A 17,594-nucleotide genomic window follows, 5' to 3' on the forward strand; every position below is an offset into this window, starting at 1 on the left:
ACCTTCAGCGGCCGCCTTCCAGGGGCCCGCCCTGAGCTTGCGAAGGGTGGGGAGGAAGGGGGTCCTTCGAGAAGCGGTATCCCATCCCGGGTTCGGTGAGCAGGTAGCGGGGGTGCGCGGCGTCGGGCTCGAGCTTGCGGCGCAGCTGGGCGAGGTAGACCCGCAGGTAGTTGGTCTCCCGCTCGTACGCCGGGCCCCACACCGCCTGCAGCAGCTCCCGCTGGCCGACCAGCCGGCCGGGGCTGCGCACCAGCTCCGACAGCAGCGCCCACTCGGTCGGGGTGAGCCGCACCGGGACGCCGTCCACGGTCACCTGCTTGGCGGCCAGGTCGACGGTGAAGTGGTCGGTGACCACCCGCGCCTGCCCCGGCTCGGCGGTGCCGCGGCGCAGCGCCACCCGCAGCCGGGCCAGCAGCTCGGCCATGTCGAAGGGCTTGGTCACGTAGTCGTCGGCGCCGGCGTCGAGAGCGCCCACCTTGTCCGAGCTGTCACCGCGGGCCGACAGCACCACCACCGGACCGGTGAACCACGGCCGCAGCCCGGCGAGCACCTCGGTGCCGTCCAGGTCGGGCAGCCCCAGGTCCAGCAGCACGACGTCCGGGTGGGCCGCCGCGGCCTCGGCGAGCGCGGTGCGGCCGTCCTCGGCGGTCACCACGTCGAAGCCGGCGGCGCGCAGGGTGATCCGCAGGGCGCGGCGCAGCTGCGGGTCGTCGTCGACGACGAGCACCCGGCTCATGCCTCGGCCGCCGTCAGCCGGGGCTCGGCCGCCGCGACCGGGGCGGCCGGCAGCGACACGACCATGGTCAGCCCACCGCCCGGGGTCTCCTCGGCGGTGAGCGTGCCGGCCATCGCCTCGGTCAACCCGCGGGCGACGGCCAGGCCCAGGCCGACGCCTTGTCCGGCGGGGGAGTCGCCCAGCCGCTGGAACGGCGCGAACATCCGGGCCCGGTCCCGCTCCGGCACCCCCGGGCCGCGGTCGACCACCCGCAGCTCGACCCGGCCGTCCACGCGGGCGGCGTCGACCCGCAGGCCGCCGGTCGCGTGACCGGCGGCGTTGAGCAGCAGGTTGGCCACCACCCGCTCCAGCAGCCCGGGGTCGGCCAGCGCCGGCGGCAGGTCGGCGTTCTCGGGTCGGGTCGCCCGCCGCCGCTCGGCCGGCTCCAGCCAGGTCAGCGCCCGGCCCACCACCGCGGCGACGTCGACGGGCACTGCGGCGGGGGTGACCACGCCGGCCTGCAGCCGGCTCATGTCCAGCAGGTTGTCGACCAGGCCGGTGAGCCGGTCGGCGGACTCGTCGACGGTGGCGATCAGCTCGGCCCGGTCCTCCTCGCTGAGCGCCAGCTCCTCGGTGCGCAGTGCCGAGGCGGCCGCCTTGATCCCGGCCAGCGGGGTGCGCAGGTCGTGGCTGACCGCGGCCAGCAGGGCGTTGCGCATGCTGTTGCCGGCGGCCAGCCGGTTGGCCTCGGCGGCCTGGGCGGCGAGCCGGCCCTGCTGCAGGGCGACCGCGGCCTGCTCGGCGAAGGAGACCAGCACCTTGCGGTCACCGGCCGGGAGCGCCCGACCGCACAGCCGCAGGGTGAGCGTGTCGGTGACCGCGACGTCGTCCACCTGCTCGTCGGCGCCGTGCTCGCCGCAGGTGCCCACGGTGTGCTCGCGGCCCTCGGTGCTCTCCACCATCGTCACCGAGCGCAGGCCGAACGCCTCCCGGATCTGCTCCAGCAGGCTGGGCAGCCCGCGGTCGCCGGCGAGCACCGAGCGGGACAGCGAGGCGAGCATCGCGGTCTCGGCGCGGGAGCGGGCCGCGGCGGTGGCCCGGCGGGCGGACCGGTCGACGACGGTGGCCACCGCCACGGCAACGACCACCCCGCCGAAGAGCGAGACGACGTCGTCGACGTGGCTGACGGTCAGCCGGCCGGTGGGGGCGGTGAAGAACCAGTTGGCGACCAGCCCGCCGGCGACCGCGGCGGTCAGCGCGGGCCACAGCCCGCCGACGATGGCGACCGCGGTGACCAGCAGGACGAAGACCAGCAGCACGCTGGCCAGCGACAGCGCCGCCTGGGCGGCGATGCAGGTGAGCGCGATGACCGGGACGCCGACCGCGGCGACCAGCCACCCGAGCCAGCGGCGCCGGGCGGTGAGCGCGCCCTGGCTGCGCGGCAGTCGCCAGCCCTGGGAGCCGGCGGCGGAGTGGGTGACGATGTGCACGTCGATCTCGCCGGACCCGGCGATCACCCGCCCGCCGATCCCGCCGCGCAGCGCCCGCGCCCACCGGGTGCGCCGGCTGGTGCCGATGACCAGCTGGGTGGCGTCGGCGCCGCGGGCGAACTCCAGCAGCGACTCGGCGACGTCGTCCCCGACGACCTGGTGGTAGCTGCCGCCCAGGCTCTCCACCAGTGCCCGCTGGGCGCGCAGCGCACCGGAGGAGGCGCCGGCCAGCCCGTCGCCGGAGAGCACGTGCACGGCGAGCAGCACGCCGTTGCCGCTGCGCCGGGCCACCCGGGACGCGCGGCGGATCAGCGTCTCGCCCTCGGGGCCGCCGGTGAGGGCGACCACCACCCGCTCGCGGGCCTCCCAGACGTGGTCGATGGCGTGCTCGGCCTTGTACTTGCGCAGCCCCTCGTCGACCCGGTCGGCCAGCCACAGCAGCGCCAGCTCGCGCAGCGCGGTGAGGTTGCCGATCCGGAACCAGTTGCCCATCGCGGCGTCGACCCGCTCGGTGGCGTAGACGTTGCCGTGCGCCAGCCGACGGCGCAGCGCCTCCGGGCTCATGTCGACCAGCTCGATCTGGTCGGCCCTGCGCACGACCGCGTCGGGCACGGTCTCCTGCTGCGGAACGCCGGTGATCTGCTCGACGACGTCGTTGAGGCTCTCCAGGTGCTGCACGTTCACCGTGGTCAGCACGCTGATCCCGGCGTCGAGCACCTGCTCGACGTCTTGCCAGCGCTTCTCGTGCCGGCTGCCGGGCACGTTGGTGTGCGCGAGCTCGTCGATGACGACGACGTCCGGGCGGCGGGCGAGAACCGCCTCGACGTCCAGCTCGTCGAGGGGAACGCCGCGGTGGGTGACCCGGGCGCGGGGGAGCACCTCCAGCCCGTCGAGGGCGGCGACGGTGCGTGGCCGGCCGTGCGTCTCGACCAGGCCGACGACGACGTCGCAGCCGCGCTCGCGGCGTCGGTGGGCCTCGCCGAGCACGGCGAAGGTCTTCCCGACGCCGGGGGCGGCGCCCAGGTAGATGCGCAGCGTCCCGCGGGCCATGCCCTCATGATCGTCCCGTTGGCGCACCGATCGCCGCCGCCGGGCGTCAGGATCCCGTCAAGACCACCCGACGGGGTGCTCCGGCGGGCGTCAGCCGCCGGGGGTGACCAAGCCGGTCTCGTAGGCCAGCACCACGGCCTGCGCGCGGTCGCGCAGGCCGAGCTTGGTGAACACCCGGCTGACGTGGGTCTTCACCGTCTGTTCCGCCACGTACACCTGGGTGGCGATCTCGGCGTTGGAGAAGCCGCGGGCGACCAGGGCGAGCACCTCGGTCTCCCGCGGGGTCAGCGCCGCCAGCCGGGCGGGCCGGGCGACGTCGGTGAGCGCCGCGGGGCGGGCGGCGACGAAGTGGTCGATCAGCCGCTGGGTGATCTCCGGGTCCAGCAGCGCCTCGCCCCGGGCGACCACCCGCACCGCGTGCAGCAGGTCGGCGGCCGGGGCGTGCTTGAGCAGGAAGCCGCTCGCCCCGGCGCGCAGCGCGGCGTAGACGTGGTCGTCGAGGTCGAAGGTGGTGAGCACCAGCACCCGCAGCCCGGCGAACCGCTCGTCGGCGAGCAGGTCGGTGGTCGCCTCGATGCCGTTGCGTCGCGGCATCCGCACGTCCATCAGCACCACGTCGGGACGACGACCCGCGGCGGCCAGCTCGGCGGTGAGCTCGACCGCGGCCTGCCCGTCGGCGGCGGTGCCGACCACCTCGACGTCCGGCTGGGCGGCCAGCAGCGCGGCGAAGCCCTCGCGCACCATCGCCTGGTCGTCGACGACGAGCACCCGGACGGCGGGCTCAGACACCGCGCGGCCCGCCGGGGGCCGGGTCCGCCGGCGCGTCCGCCGGTGCGCCGGCCGGGACGGCCGCGCGCACCGCGTAGCCGCCGTCGTCCGTGGGGCCGGCGGAGAGCACGCCGCCGTGCACGGCCACCCGCTCACGCATCCCCGGCACGCCGGTGCCCGTGCCGGTGCCACGGCTCTCGCCCGGGCCGTTCACCACGTCGAGCCAGACGACCCCGCTGCCCTCGACCACGTCGACCCGCACCGGTGCACCGGCGGCGTGCTGCGCGGCGTTCGCCATCGCCTGGCTGATCACCCGGTACACGGTCAGGCCCACGGCGGCCGGCACGTCCCCGACGTCGACCCGCCACTCCACGTGGGTGCCGGCGTCGCGGGCCTGCTGCAGCAACGCCACGACGTCCCCGATGCCGGGCTGGGGGGCCTGCTCGGCGGCGTCGTCGGAGCGCAGCACGCCCAGCAGCGACTGCATCTCCCGCAGCGCCGCGCGGGCGGCGCCGGCGACCTCGCTGAGCTCGGCGGCAGCGGCGTCGGAGAGGTCGCCCACCCGGTAGGGCGCGGTCTCTGCGCGCACCGCGATCAGCGACATGTGGTGGGCCACCACGTCGTGCATCTCCCGGGCGATCCGGGCTCGCTCGGCCAGCGCGATCCGCCCGGCGTCGGCGTGCTCGGCCCGGCTCTGCTCCACCACCACGGCCATCCGCGCCCGCCGGCGGGCACCGAGCGCGGAGCCCAGGGCCAGGGGCGCCATGGTCAGGATCAGGGTGGGCAGCAGCCAGCCGCCGTCCAGCCGCCACGAGGTCAGCCCCGCGATGACGAGCACGGCGAGCAGCGAGCCCAGCCAGGTGCCGACCGCGGTGCTGCCCTCGGCCGACCAGGCCGCCACCAGCAGCACGGGGATCCACAGCAGCCAGTGCCACGGCGGGAGGCCGGAGTCACCCGGGGACTGGACGATGAACGCGAGCACGACCAGCCACCCGGTGGTGACCCGCCAGCCGTCGTGCGGCCGCCGCATGGTGAGCACCAGCCCGACCACCGCCGGCAGCACCATCAGGATGAGCGCCCGCCAGTCGCTGCCGGAGCCGGGGCCGGAGACCTCGTTCGTCGCGCCCAGCGTCACCACGGTGCCGTAGACGGCCGCCAGCCACGGCAGGGTCCGGGTGAGCCTGGGCCAGCCCGGCACGGTCGGACGCGGGGCGTCCGGGGATGCGGGCAGCGCGATGGCGCCGAGGGCCTCGCGGAGCGCCGGGCCCAGCTCGTGAGCGGCGGCGGTCAGCTGGCCCCGGAGGCTCGGTCCGACGGTGGGGCTGGTCACGACAGCGACCGTAGCCAGGTCGGGTGCCCGGGCGCGTCACCCTGCGGGCGGGCAACCCACCCCCTACCCCGGTAGGGGGTGGGTGCCTCCCGGGGCCGCGGCGGGGCCCGGAGTGCGACCGCGGTGGGGCGCCGTTCTCGGCCCTGCGGTGTGACGACGCACCCCCCTGCTCGCCGGGAGCGTTCCGGCCCGTGACGAAGCGTTGGTCCCTCGCCCTCCTGGCCACCACGGCGCTGGTGCAGTCGGCCTGGCTGGCCGCCGGCCCGCAGCCGGTCGACCCGGTCCGCCCGGTGCCGCTGGTGGCCGCCTGCGCCACCGAGCTGGCCGCCCGGGTGGCCGACGTCGGTGTGCTGGGCTGTGACCCCACCGGCCGCGGCCGGGCGGTGCTCGCGCTCGGCGACCCCGCCACCGCCGCCCACGTGGTCGTGCTGGTGCCCGGCAGCGACATCGACCTGACCACGCTGGACGACCCGCTGCAGCCGCAGCGGCGGCCGCTCGGCTGGGCCCGCGCACTCGCCTCGGCCACCGGCCCCGACACCGCGGTCGTGCTGTGGGTGGGCTACCCGACGCCCCGGGGCCTGGGCGTGGACGCCGCCACCGGCCGGCTGGCGCGGGCCGCCGCGCCGGCGCTGGTGCAGCAGGTGGACGCCCTGCGGCAGCGACCGGGTCCGCCGCCGACGACCACCGTGGTCGGACACAGCTACGGCGCGGTCGTCGTGGCACTGGCCGCACCCGAGCTGCAGGTGGACGACGTGGTGCTGGTCGCCAGCCCGGGCGCCCGCGCCGAGAGCGTCGCCGCGCTGGACAGCCCGGCCCGGGTCTGGGCCGCCCGCGCCGCGGACGACTGGATCCGGCGGGTGCCGGGGGTCGCGGTGGGCGACCTGGGGCACGGGCCCGACCCCACCGACCCCGCGTTCGGGGCCCGGCTGCTGCCGGCCGGGGACACCCGCGACCACGCCGACTACTTCCGCCCCGGCTCGCAGTTCCTGGCCGCGCTGGCCGACGTGGTGCGCGGTGCCGGGGTGGCCCGGTGAGCCGGCGGTCCGCGGTGTGGGCCCTGGCGGTGTCCGCGGGGCTGAGCGCCACCGCGGCCGGGTGGTCGCTGCCCGCGCCGCTGGAGCTGCGGGTGGTCGCCGGCGTGCTCACCGCCGGCACGGTGTGGTGCCTGCTGCGGGGCCTGCTGGGCACCGCGGCGGCCGTGACGGCGGTGCTCCGAGGCCGGCCGCCGCGCCCGGTGCTCGCGGCCGCCGCGCTGGTCGCACTGCTGGCCGCGGACGCCGGGGGAGCGGCGACGCTGCCGGCTGCGCCGGGTCCCGGCGTCGACGTCGCGGCCGCGCTGGCCGTCCCGTCGGCGCCGGTGGCCGGGTCCGGGGAGCCGGGGTCGCTGGTCGACCGGGCCGGGCTGGGGCCGGAGGGCCGGCTGTTCGTCGATGCCGGGCGCGGGCCGGCCCGCGCCTACGTCGGCATCGGGCACGCGGCGACCGAGGCCGAGCGGGTGCAGCTGGCGGTGCAGGAGTGGGTGCGGCTGGGCGGGCTGCAGCGCTCCGTCGTCCTCGTGGTCGCCCCCACCGGTTCGGGCTGGGTCGACCGGGCGGCGGTCGCCGCGGCCGAGGACGCCGCGGGTGGGGACCTGGTGAGCGTCGTCGTCCAGTACGCGGAGCGGGCCAGCGCACTGGAGCACCTGCTCGGCGGCGACCGCCCGACCCGGGTGACCATCGCCCTGGTGCGTGGGCTGCGCGACGTGCTGGACGCCGTGCCGGCGGCGCAGCGACCACGGCTGGTCCTGTTCGGCGAGAGCCTCGGTGCCACTGCGGTGGAGCATGCCGCGGCGGTGGTCGACGTGGACGGCTGCCTCGCGGCCGGCCGGCCCGGCGGCGCGCTGGAGCCGGGGGCGGCCGCCCCGTGCCGCACGGTGCGCAACGCCGACGACCCGGTGAGCTGGTGGTCTCCGCGCCTGCTGCTGACCCCGCCCGACGGGCTGCCGTGGCTGCCGGTGGTCACGTTCTGGCAGGTCACCGCGGAGCTGGCGGTGAGCCTGGACCAGCCGCCGGGCCACGGGCACCAGTACGGCGCGAGCCTGGACCGGGCGTGGGCGCAGGTGCTGCGGTGACCGGGCGGGGACTGCCACGATCACCGGCGTGAGCCGGGCATCGGAGGACTCGAACCTGCGGATGCTGCGGGCGCGGGACGCGATGGACCGCGGCTACGCCGAGCCGCTCGACGTCCCGGCGCTGGCCCGGCTCGCGCACGTGTCGGAGGCGCACTTCATCCGCACCTTCAAGGCCACGTTCGGGGAGACGCCGCACCGGTACCTGCAGCGGCGCCGGGTGGAGCGGGCGATGACCCTGCTGCGCAGTTCCGACCGGTCGGTGACCGACATCTGCATGGACGTCGGCTTCGCCAGCCTGGGCACCTTCAGCCGGGTGTTCACCGAGATCGTGGGGGAGCCACCGAGCGTGTACCGCCGCCGTGGACCGCTGGCGCCGGTGCCCTCCTGCTTCGGCATGCGCTGGCTGCGGCCGAGCGGGGAGACCGCACTTTCGGAGAAGCCCGGGGACGCCGCCCGCCCCTAGCGTCCTGCCCATGTTGAACACGATCTCGATCACCTCCCTCTACGTGCTCGACCAGGACCAGGCGCTGGACTTCTACGTCGGCAAGCTCGGCTTCGAGGTGCAGACCGACCAGCAGTTCGGGCCGATGCGCTTCCTGACCGTCGCGCTGCCGTCCGACCCCGGCCACGCCGTCCTGCTGGAGCTGCCCGCCCCGCCGTCGGTGAGCCCGGAGATCGCCGGCCAGGTGCGCGACCTGGTCACCAAGGGCGCCGGCGGCGGGCACCTGTTCTTCACCACCGACGACGCGCACAAGACCCACGCCGAGCTCAAGGAGCGGGGCGTCGACCTGCCGGAGGAGCCGGTCGTGCAGCCCTACGGCATCGACTTCGGCCTCCGTGACCCGTTCGGCAACTCCGTCCGGATCGCCCAGATGACCCCGCCGCCGTCCGCCTGACGTCAGCGATGTGCGCCGACTGCGGGTACCGCGGGCCGGAACCCGCACTCAGCGCACATCGGCGGCTCACGCCCGACGTCCGCTGACGGCGGGTCCTGACCGGGGGACCCGCCGTCAGCGCACGTCAGCGCGCGGCGACCGGGGTCCGGTGCGCGAGCGGACCAGCAGCCAGGCGACGACGACGGCGAACGCGACCGCCGGCACCCAGCCGGCGCCCGTGGTCACCTGCTCACCGAACGCCCGGGCCAGCAGCACGACGGTCGTCGCCCAGGCCGCGCCGCTGACGACGACGACCGGTGCCACCAGCCGCAACGGCAGCCCGGCGCCGCCGGCCACCCGGGGCGTGAGCGTGCGGGTGACCGCCACCCAGTGCCCGGCGGCGAGCACCGTGCGACTGCGCCGGGGGCCCTGCACGGTCAGCCACCGTTCCGCCCGGCGCACCGCCGGCTCGACCCGGGCGCGCAGCCGGCCACGGGGCAGCGGGATGCCGCGGCGGGCGGAGCCGAGCGACCAACCGCGCAGCGCACCACCGGCGCTCGCCGCCGCCGCGACGACGATGGGCAGGGCCGGGTGCGTGCCGGAGGCCGCGGACCACAGCCCGAGGGCGACGAGCATCGTCGAGCCGGGCAGCAGCACCCCGGCGACGACACCGCTCTCCAGGCCCAGCACCACCGCGGCGACACCGAGCACCAGCACCGCCGGCCACGAACCGACCTGGTCGAGCAGCGCGGCCACCATGCGTTCCACGCCCCTCCTGACCGCGGCCGCCGCCCGAACTGATCGGTCGGGCTGACCCGCGCTGCCCTCAGCGTGTCGTTCGGCGGTGCCCCGGCGCATCAGGGAAGTCCCGGATCCCGTCAGGAGTGCGTCAAGGAGGGTGGCCGCCGGCGTCAAGGACCCGTCAAGAGCGGGTGCGGAGGCCCGGCGCGCTCCTAGCGTCGCCGCCCGGACGTGGACGACGACCGGTCGTCCACCCGGATGCGGATGAAGGTGCTCTCGACGTGACCGACGTGGTCTACGTGCTCCTGACGCTGGTGGTCTTCGGGCTGCTGGCGCTGGCGGTGCGGGGGGTGGAACGGCTGTGACCTGGCTCGCACTGGCCGTGGCCGCCGGGCTGGTGCTCTACCTGCTCGGCAGCCTGCTGTTCCCGGAGCGGTTCTGATGAGCAGCACCGCAGCCGGTTGGCTGCAGGCGGCGTTGCTGGTGGTCGCGCTGGTCGCCGTGCACAAGCCGCTGGGCGACTGGATGGCCCGCGTCTTCACCACCGACCCGGTCCCCGAGGGGCCGAAGTCGCGACTTCGGCCCGTCGGGCACTGGCGGGTCGAGCGGCTGGTCCACCGCGCGGTGGGGGTGGACGCCGACACCGAGCAGCGGTGGCCGGTCTACCTGCGCAGCGTGCTGGCCTTCTCGCTGGTGTCGGTGCTCGCCCTGTACCTGCTGCAGCGCGTGCAGCAGTGGCTGCCGCTGGACAACGAGATGGCGGCGGTGGAGCCGGGCTCGGCCTGGAACACCGCGGTCAGCTTCGTGACCAACACGAACTGGCAGGGCTACAGCGGCGAGTCGACGATGGGCCACCTGGTGCAGATGGCCGGGCTCGCGGTGCAGAACTTCGTCTCCGCCGGGGTGGGCATCGCAGTGGCGGTCGCGCTGGTGCGTGGCTTCGCCCGCAGCGGCACCGACCGGCTGGGCAACTTCTGGGTCGACCTCACCCGGGCGCTCACCCGGGTGCTGCTGCCGCTGGCCGTGGTCGCCACCGTCGTCCTGGTGCTCGGTGGCGTGGTGCAGAACCTGTCGTCGGGCACCGACGCGAACACCCTCGTCGGGGCGACGCAGTTCCTGCCCGGTGGGCCGGTGGCCTCGCAGGAGGCGATCAAGGAGCTGGGCACCAACGGCGGCGGCTTCTACAACGCCAACTCCGCGCACCCCTTCGAGGGCCCGAGCGCCTGGGTCTCGCTGTTCCAGGTGTTCCTGCTGCTGGTCATCCCGTTCTCGCTGCCGCGCACCTTCGGCCGCATGGTCGGTGACCGCAGGCAGGGCCTGGCGATCGTCGGGGTGATGGCCGGCCTGGCCACCGCGTCGCTGGCGCTCACCAGCTGGGCGCAGGCCCGGGCCGGGGGAGCGGCGCTGCAGCTCGCGGGTGCGGCGACCGAGGGCCAGGAGGTCCGCTTCGGCGGGCCGCTGTCGGCGCTGTTCGGGACGGCGACGACGCTCACCTCCACCGGCGCGGTCAACTCGATGCACGACAGCTACACGCCCACCGGCGGCATGCTGGTGCTGGCGAACATGATGCTCGGAGAGGTCGCGCCCGGCGGGGTCGGTTCCGGGCTCTACGGGATGCTCGTGCTCGCCGTCGTCGCGGTGTTCGTCGCCGGTCTGATGGTCGGGCGCACCCCGGAGTACCTGGGCAAGAAGCTCGGCCGCCGGGAGATGACGCTGGCGTCGCTGTACGTGCTGGTCACCCCGGTGCTCGTGCTCACCGGGACGGCGGTCGCCGTCGCCACCGACACCGGGCTCGGCTCGCTGCTCAACAGCGGCTCGCACGGGCTGAGCGAGGTGCTCTACGCCTTCACGTCCGCGTCGAACAACAACGGCTCGGCATTCGCCGGGCTGAGCGCGAACACGCCCTTCTACAACACCGCGCTGGGCCTGGCGATGGCCTTCGGCCGGTTCCTGCCCATCGTGCTGGTGGTCGCGCTGGCCGGCCGGCTGGCGACGCAGGGCAAGGCGCCGGTGACCGCCGGGACGCTGCCCACCCACCAGCCGCTGTTCGTCGGCCTGCTCGGCGCCGTCGTCCTCGTCGTCGTCGGCCTCACGTACTTCCCGGCTCTCGCCCTGGGCCCCCTCGCCGAGGCCCTCGCGTGACGCCCGCCCTCCCAGGGCCAAAGTCGCGACTTTGGCCCCTCCTCTCGACAGAAGGACTGTCATGACCGCGGCGCTCGATCGTCGTCCCGTCTCGCCCGCACCCACCGAGCCACGTCCTCGCGCGGCGATCGAGTGGGGGCCGGCGCTGGCCGGCGCCGTCCGCAAGCTCGATCCGCGCGGGCAGGTGCGCCAGCCGGTGGTGTTCGTGGTGTGGGTCGGCTCGGTGTTCTCCACCGTGCTGGCGATCACCGACCCGTCGGTGTTCGGCTGGCTGATCGCCGGCTGGCTGTGGCTGACCGTGCTGTTCGCCAACGCCGCCGAGGCCGTGGCCGAAGGCCGGGGCAAGGCGCAGGCCGACACCCTGCGCCGGGCCCGGCAGACCACCGTCGCCTACCTGCTCGACGGCACCGAGGTGCCGGCCGCGGACCTGCGGCCGGGCATGCGGGTGGTCGTCGTCGCCGGCCAGGTGGTCCCGGGGGACGGCGACGTCGTCGAGGGGATCGCCAGCGTCGACGAGTCAGCGATCACCGGGGAGTCGGCGCCGGTGATCCGCGAGTCCGGCGGTGACCGCTCGGCGGTGACCGGCGGGACGACGGTGCTGTCCGACCGGATCGTCGTGGAGATCACCAGCAAGCCGGGGGAGACGTTCGTCGACCGGATGATCGCCCTGGTCGAGGGCGCCTCCCGGCAGCGGACGCCGAACGAGATCGCGCTGAACATCCTGCTCAGCTCGCTGACCATCGTGTTCCTGATCGTGGTCATCACGCTGCAGCCGCTGGCGGTCTACTCCGGTGCGGAGCAGTCGCTGACCACGCTCATCGCGCTGGTGGTCTGCCTGATCCCGACCACGATCGGGGCGCTGCTGTCGGCGATCGGCATCGCCGGGATGGACCGGCTGGTGCAGCGCAACGTGCTGGCGATGAGCGGACGCGCGGTCGAGGCCGCCGGCGACGTGAACACCCTGCTGCTGGACAAGACCGGCACCATCACCCTCGGCAACCGGCAGGCGTCGGAGTTCGTCGCCGTCGGCGGGTGTTCGGACGACGAGGTGGCCGACGCCGCGCAGCTGGCCTCGCTGGCCGACGAGACGCCGGAGGGCCGCAGCATCGTCGTCCTGGCGAAGGAGCGCTACGGCCTGCGCGGGCGGGACGACCTGCCGGGTGCGGAGTTCGTGCCGTTCACCGCGCAGACCCGGATGAGCGGGGTCGACCTGCCCGACGGCCGGCAGCTGCGCAAGGGCGCCGCGGGCGCGGTGCTGGCGTGGGTGCGCGCGCAGGACGGCCCGGTGCCACCGGAGGTCGGGGACGTCGTCGACAGCATCTCCGCCGCCGGCGGGACGCCGCTGCTGCTGGCTGTGGCGCACGGCGGGTCCGCTCGGGTGCTGGGTGTCATCCACCTCAAGGACGTCGTCAAGGCGGGGATGGCCGAGCGGTTCGCCGAGCTGCGCCGGATGGGGATCCGCACGGTGATGATCACCGGCGACAACGAGCGGACGGCGCGGGCGATCGCCGCGGAGGCCGGGATCGACGACGTGCTGGCCGAGGCGACGCCGGAGGACAAGCTGGCGCTGATCCAGCGTGAACAGTCCGGCGGCCGGCTGGTGGCGATGACCGGCGACGGGACGAACGACGCCCCGGCGCTGGCGCAGGCCGACGTCGGGGTGGCGATGAACACCGGGACGACCGCGGCCAAGGAGGCCGGCAACATGGTCGACCTGGACTCCGACCCGACAAAGCTGATCGAGATCGTGGAGATCGGCAAGCAGCTGCTGATCACGCGGGGGTCGCTGACCACTTTCTCCATCGCCAACGACCTGGCGAAGTACTTCGCGATCCTGCCGGCCATGTTCGCCGGGGTCTTCCCGGGGCTGGACGCGCTGAACGTGATGCGGCTGAGCTCGCCGGAGTCGGCAATCCTCTCGGCGGTCGTGTTCAACGCGCTGATCATCGTGGCGCTGGTGCCGCTGGCGCTGCGCGGCGTGACGTACCGGCCGGCGTCCGCGTCGGCGATGTTGCGCCGCAACCTGCTGCTCTACGGCGTCGGCGGCGTGGTGCTGCCGTTCGTCGGGATCAAGCTCATCGACCTGCTCGTCTCTCTCATCCCCGGGATCGCGTGATGTCCGCTCTGCGTTCGGGTCGCCAGCTGGTGGCCGCCGTCCGTGCCCTGCTCGTGGCCACCGTGGTGCTGGGGCTGGCGTACCCGTTGGTGATGACGGGCGTCGCACAGCTGATCGCGCCGGCGCGCGCCGACGGGTCGCTGGTGTCGGTGGACGGCTCCGTGGTCGGGTCGTCGTTGATTGGCCAGTCGTTCACCGACGAGGACGGCGACCCGCTGCCGGAGTACTTCCAGACCCGGCCGTCGGCGTCGGACTACGACGGCGCGGCGTCGGGTGGGTCGAACCTGGGGCCGAACTCCGAGGAGCTGATCGCCGCGGTGGGGGAGCGGCGGGCCGACGTGGCCGCCTTCATCGGGGTCGCTGAGTCCGAGGTGCCGGCCGACGCGGTGACGGCGTCGGGGTCGGGGCTCGACCCGGACATCTCGCCGGAGTACGCGGCTCTGCAGGTGCGCCGGGTGGCCGAGGCGCGCGGGGTCCCGGTGGACGATGTCCAGGCGCTGGTGACCGAGCACACCGACGGGCGGGACCTCGGCTTCATCGGGGCGCCGCACGTGCGGGTACTGGAGCTCAACCTGGCCCTCGACCAGCGCTTCGACGCCGAGAGCTGACGACACGGTGCCTGGCGGGGACCCCTCCGCCGGGCACCGTTCACCCTGATGTAGTCTTCTCCACGGCTCGGACACACCAGACCGGGTCGGCAAGGGGCTGTGGCGCAGCTGGTAGCGCACCACACTGGCAGTGTGGGGGTCAGGGGTTCGAGTCCCCTCAGCTCCACCCTTGGTAGGGGTGATCTAACAAGCAAGGTTGCTCCTACTACACTTCAATGCGTGTTTAATGGCGTTGAGCGCGCAGAGCGTCAGGCTGCGGAAAGTCGCAGAATCTTTGACTTGGCGCAAAAAAGTTACGAGGAAGTCCTTGATGCTACCAAGCACCAGGACGATAAAGTCAATAGGTTCCTTGTAGCTATTGCCTTCCTCACAACTGGCGCTATCACCTTCTTGTTGCGGCCCGAACTCCTTAGAGTACGGTACGAAACGGAAAACTGGCCTCTGCCACTGCTAGCGATGGCTGCGGCAGGTTATCTGGCTGCAACGTCCGTTGCCGTTCTGTTGCTTCTTATGGCTTTGAGTAGTGAACTGAAACTGGCTGGTCGTAAGCCGGCCTATCCCCGATCTGACGAGTCGGCTCCACTCTCCGAGTCGTTGCTGTACTTTCAAATGATTGGCTCGCGGCCACTTGGCAAGTGGCTGCGCATGTGGGACCGTCCGTCCCGTCGCCTTGAGGCGGACTTGCAAGTACAGTTCGTGAGAGAAGCGCATAACCTCAGCGAGCGTGCCCGAGTAAAGTACAGCCTGACGGATGAGGCTGCAGCGATCTACATCTATGGATTGATGTATCTCGCCGTGGGGTTCTTGCTGGGGATCCATGCCCTTCAAAGGCCTGAGCTCTCTTCCGCCACATTTAGCCTTGCTGGTTGGCCAATAGGCCTGGCGATTGCTGTGACTGCAACGCACGCCTTGATCCAGTTGTACAACCTGTATCAGCATGAACGGTCCGTTGCTCAGGTCAGTTGGCTGCTCGCAGCGCGGAAGGCGCGCGAAGGGTCGACTGAAGAGCTCAACGAAACCCTTGCTGACGCGGCACGTCTCGGCGATGCGCAATACTGGACACTGCGGTCAACCCTTCTGCTGATGCCGCTAGTTCCCGTCTATGTGACCTGCGCAGGCTTGCTTGCTGTGACGCATGGGAACCTGCGAGGAATCTTGGCCGCCGTTGCGGCCATCTCTGCCGCCGGTGCTGGCGTAGTGATCTGGCCGCGATTCCGCCAGATCGATGGGCGGCGACGCATGATGGTCCCGGTGGTAGCCGCCGTTGGCGCCGTCTTGCCAATCGTGGCGTCAATCCTGGAGTGGTCCCTTATGGCCATTGTCTTGATGATCGTGCCAGCGACTGCCATGTCCGCATTCACCGTTACGCGACAGTTGCAGAATTTCAAAAGCGAGGTTGTCCGGTATCGCAACCTCCTGAGACCAGAACCAGATGAGGTGGCGTTGTCTCGGCGCGCTAGTCGCGAAAAGCAACTATTCGACCGCGTGATGGCAGCCGAACGTAAGGCTTACAAGAACGTTGAGCCAGAGCAGCCAGTTTTCAAGGCCAAGGAGTCGCCTGCATTGGAGGCTCTTAGGCGCGAAGCTGCGATGGAGGCGAAGCGCACTTTCGACCGATGGAAGCGCAAGGCTAGGAGTTGACCGCTGGTCCTGTCAGTCCACAGGAGTAGCCTACCTAAACAAACCTGCAGGCCCTGAGGGAAGGCGGAGATCAGGATGGAAAACGGAGATTTTAGGATGGCAATGCTGTCCCTGCTCAAGTCGGCTGGAATCAAATCGCAGACTGCGGTCTACGTCAGCACGCCGATTACGACTGGTCGCGATTTCGTATCGTGGCATAAGGCTCAATCTTCTGTTGATCCGGTGACCTACTCAGCGCGTCTCCGAGCGGAGATAATTGGTCCGAATATTGCGAGGGCTGCACCCCTCGTGGGGCGAGTTGAGTCGCACTGGTCGGAATCCCGAGTTATCGATCCAACTCAGTTAGAGGATGTTCCCGGGTGGCGACAGACGGACTATCATAATTTTTGGTGCGATGTCATTGGAGAGTTCGCGGCCCGCGTAGTCTTTGCGGACGGCTGGAACTACAGTAACGGATGCGTGATGGAGTTCAATGCTGCCATCCAACACGGACTTCCCCTTTATGATCACAGCCTCAACCTCATGTCAATGCGCACAGGAATTGAACTTCTGAATGACGCTCGCCAGGAACTTGCTTCCGTTGGTCAGTCGGTCCGGATACATGAGCGTGTCATCGCGAGTGTCGTAGGTGCCAGGAAAACGCAGGTCTAGCGGGTGGCTGACATGATTTTCAAGGATGAACAATTAGAATTGCTGGCTCGCCAGTTTAATGTGGCGCGGTTTGCCAGCTTTGCGCCGAATCCTGGCGGAGGCGACAGACTTCGTTATGCTCGAATTGGGGCGACTTCCGGTCCCCACTCGCTCGTTGAGGCAGTGCAACAGCTACTGCAACGGTCAACGTCAAATTCTGTGAACATCCGAACGTTTCGGCCGGGTGTTAGCGAAAAAGGCAATCCGTTCGTGTACGGATTGCGGTCAACCGTTGATGCGGTTGATGCGGCGAGCAACTTCTTGAGCTCTGGGTACCACGTAATCGTCAACGAGACGATTGATATTAACGATGGTGGAGTCTCGGGAGTGGTCTTGGGCGACGTGATTGAGTTCGCCCCTGAGGACACGCCCCGCGCCGTGGAGAAGCCGGGAGTCGCCTCGCTGCCGCGAGGACTAGGCATGGAAACCCTAGAGCTGATCTACGGCTTCCGAACCGACCTGAGGCGACTGCCGGCTGGATATCGGACAGAATTCTCGATACACCCCCATCGGGTCGGGTACCGTCAGTCTCATACCATTATCTGGGAACACGCCGAGGACCCTTCGGCTGCCCGGTCCTCGATTGCTTGGCCTAATAGGTTCAGTGAGTTCATTGGGGACAAGGCTTACGGGCTGCTCGTGGCTCATGCGCTGGGTGTCAGGGTTCCCCGCACCACCGTAATCTCGCGGCGGGTGGCCCCCTTCACTTTTGGTGAGCACTCCGACACTGGAGAAGTATGGACTCGAACCGCGCCCTCGCAGCAGAGTCCTGGTAAGTACACCACCGTAAGAGGGTGGACTGATCCTTTCAGCCTATTGACGACTGAAGACCCTCAGGGGGATCGGATTCCATCGATCCTAAGCCAAGATGGGGTCGCGGCCATCTTCTCGGGCGCGACTCTCCCCTCCCGTGATGGAAACGTGGTCGTCGAGGGCGTGGAGGGATTTGGAGACGGCTTTATGTTGGGTCGACGAGCGCCGGAGTTGTTGCCCGACCGGGTGTCTGACGCTGTGGCAGACGTAGTTGACCAATTGGAAAGCGCACTTGGCGGCGTACGCATCGAGTGGGCGTGGGACGGGCGGCAAGTATGGGTCTTGCAACTGCATCGCGTGTCGCCGGCTTCGGCTGTGGGAGAAGGCTCAGCGGGAGGCGATGGCTGGGTCGTCCACCGCGTGGATGATGGGCTAGAAGCGCTCGCTAGGCGAATAACGGAGGCGCAAGTCGGTGGCGGTGGCGTGGTCGTTAGAGGCTTAGTGGGGGTGACGTCTCATGTCGGCGACCTGCTTCGAGCCGGTGGTGTCCCGTGGAAAATCTCGC

General features: G+C 71.6%; 14 protein-coding genes and 1 tRNA gene. 10 read left to right on the top strand and 5 right to left on the bottom strand.

The annotated features are described in order from the left end of the window. Window positions 1–4: 4 nt before the first annotated feature. From HLA93_RS04080 to HLA93_RS20715, 4 genes are all read right to left on the bottom strand, one after another. On the bottom strand, window positions 5–736 hold the full coding sequence (locus HLA93_RS04080; protein ID WP_222193032.1) for a response regulator: 732 nt from the start codon (window positions 734–736) through the stop codon (window positions 5–7). Then, window positions 733–3,255 (bottom strand): ATP-binding protein, encoded by a 2,523-nt coding sequence (locus HLA93_RS04085; RefSeq protein ID WP_222193033.1) that lies wholly within the window; start codon window positions 3,253–3,255, stop codon window positions 733–735. The genes HLA93_RS04080 and HLA93_RS04085 overlap by 4 nt, the downstream gene beginning before the upstream one ends. A 90-nt stretch (window positions 3,256–3,345) precedes the next feature. Continuing rightward, entirely contained in the window at window positions 3,346–4,044 is a 699-nt protein-coding gene (locus HLA93_RS21950) for a response regulator (RefSeq protein ID WP_222193034.1), read from the bottom strand. Then, window positions 4,037–5,353, bottom strand: coding sequence for a sensor histidine kinase (locus tag HLA93_RS20715; protein ID WP_222193035.1), 1,317 nt, complete (start codon window positions 5,351–5,353; stop codon window positions 4,037–4,039). Before HLA93_RS20715 ends, HLA93_RS21950 begins: the two co-directional genes overlap by 8 nt. Before the next feature lie 191 nt (window positions 5,354–5,544). Between HLA93_RS20715 and HLA93_RS04100 the strand changes: the two genes are divergently transcribed. From HLA93_RS04100 to HLA93_RS04115, 4 genes are read left to right on the top strand one after another with little or no spacing between them, the layout of a single operon-like run. Next, window positions 5,545–6,387: an alpha/beta hydrolase gene (locus HLA93_RS04100; protein ID WP_222193036.1), complete on the top strand. Its 843-nt coding sequence runs from the start codon at window positions 5,545–5,547 to the stop codon at window positions 6,385–6,387. Next, window positions 6,384–7,463, top strand: coding sequence for an alpha/beta-hydrolase family protein (locus tag HLA93_RS21955; protein ID WP_222193037.1), 1,080 nt, complete (start codon window positions 6,384–6,386; stop codon window positions 7,461–7,463). Before HLA93_RS04100 ends, HLA93_RS21955 begins: the two co-directional genes overlap by 4 nt. A gap of 28 nt (window positions 7,464–7,491) precedes the next feature. Continuing rightward, the gene (locus HLA93_RS04110) at window positions 7,492–7,926 is read left to right on the top strand and encodes a helix-turn-helix domain-containing protein (RefSeq protein ID WP_222193038.1); all 435 of its coding nucleotides are present in this window, start codon (window positions 7,492–7,494) and stop codon (window positions 7,924–7,926) included. Between the two features lie 10 nt (window positions 7,927–7,936). Beyond that, a complete protein-coding gene (locus HLA93_RS04115; protein WP_222193039.1) occupies window positions 7,937–8,359 on the top strand; it encodes a VOC family protein in 423 nt (140 codons plus the stop codon). A 114-nt stretch (window positions 8,360–8,473) separates the two neighbouring features. Here the strand turns inward: HLA93_RS04115 and HLA93_RS04120 are convergent, their stop codons facing one another. Then, entirely contained in the window at window positions 8,474–9,106 is a 633-nt protein-coding gene (locus HLA93_RS04120) for a DedA family protein (RefSeq protein WP_222193040.1), read from the bottom strand. 334 nt (window positions 9,107–9,440) lie between these two features. Here HLA93_RS04120 and kdpF point away from each other — a divergent pair, with 334 nt between their 5' ends. From kdpF to HLA93_RS04150, 6 genes are all read left to right on the top strand, one after another. Beyond that, window positions 9,441–9,521, top strand: coding sequence for a K(+)-transporting ATPase subunit F (gene kdpF / locus HLA93_RS22175; RefSeq protein WP_222193729.1), 81 nt, complete (start codon window positions 9,441–9,443; stop codon window positions 9,519–9,521). Then, window positions 9,521–11,221, top strand: coding sequence for a potassium-transporting ATPase subunit KdpA (gene kdpA, locus HLA93_RS04130; protein ID WP_222193041.1), 1,701 nt, complete (start codon window positions 9,521–9,523; stop codon window positions 11,219–11,221). Before kdpF ends, kdpA begins: the two co-directional genes overlap by 1 nt. A gap of 61 nt (window positions 11,222–11,282) precedes the next feature. Continuing rightward, window positions 11,283–13,337, top strand: a complete 2,055-nt coding sequence (gene kdpB / locus HLA93_RS04135; protein ID WP_222193042.1) for a potassium-transporting ATPase subunit KdpB — start codon at window positions 11,283–11,285, stop codon at window positions 13,335–13,337. Then, window positions 13,337–13,945: a potassium-transporting ATPase subunit KdpC gene (gene kdpC, locus HLA93_RS04140; protein WP_222193043.1), complete on the top strand. Its 609-nt coding sequence runs from the start codon at window positions 13,337–13,339 to the stop codon at window positions 13,943–13,945. The genes kdpB and kdpC overlap by 1 nt, the downstream gene beginning before the upstream one ends. Window positions 13,946–14,038: 93 nt before the next feature. Next, window positions 14,039–14,111 (top strand) — tRNA-Ala (locus HLA93_RS04145). A gap of 53 nt (window positions 14,112–14,164) precedes the next feature. Then, window positions 14,165–15,586, top strand: coding sequence for a hypothetical protein (locus tag HLA93_RS04150; protein WP_222193044.1), 1,422 nt, complete (start codon window positions 14,165–14,167; stop codon window positions 15,584–15,586). Window positions 15,587–17,594: the final 2,008 nt, after the last annotated feature.

Origin of the sequence: Modestobacter italicus (genome assembly GCF_019799965.1) — a bacterium.
Lineage (GTDB): Bacteria > Actinomycetota > Actinomycetes > Mycobacteriales > Geodermatophilaceae > Modestobacter > Modestobacter italicus_A.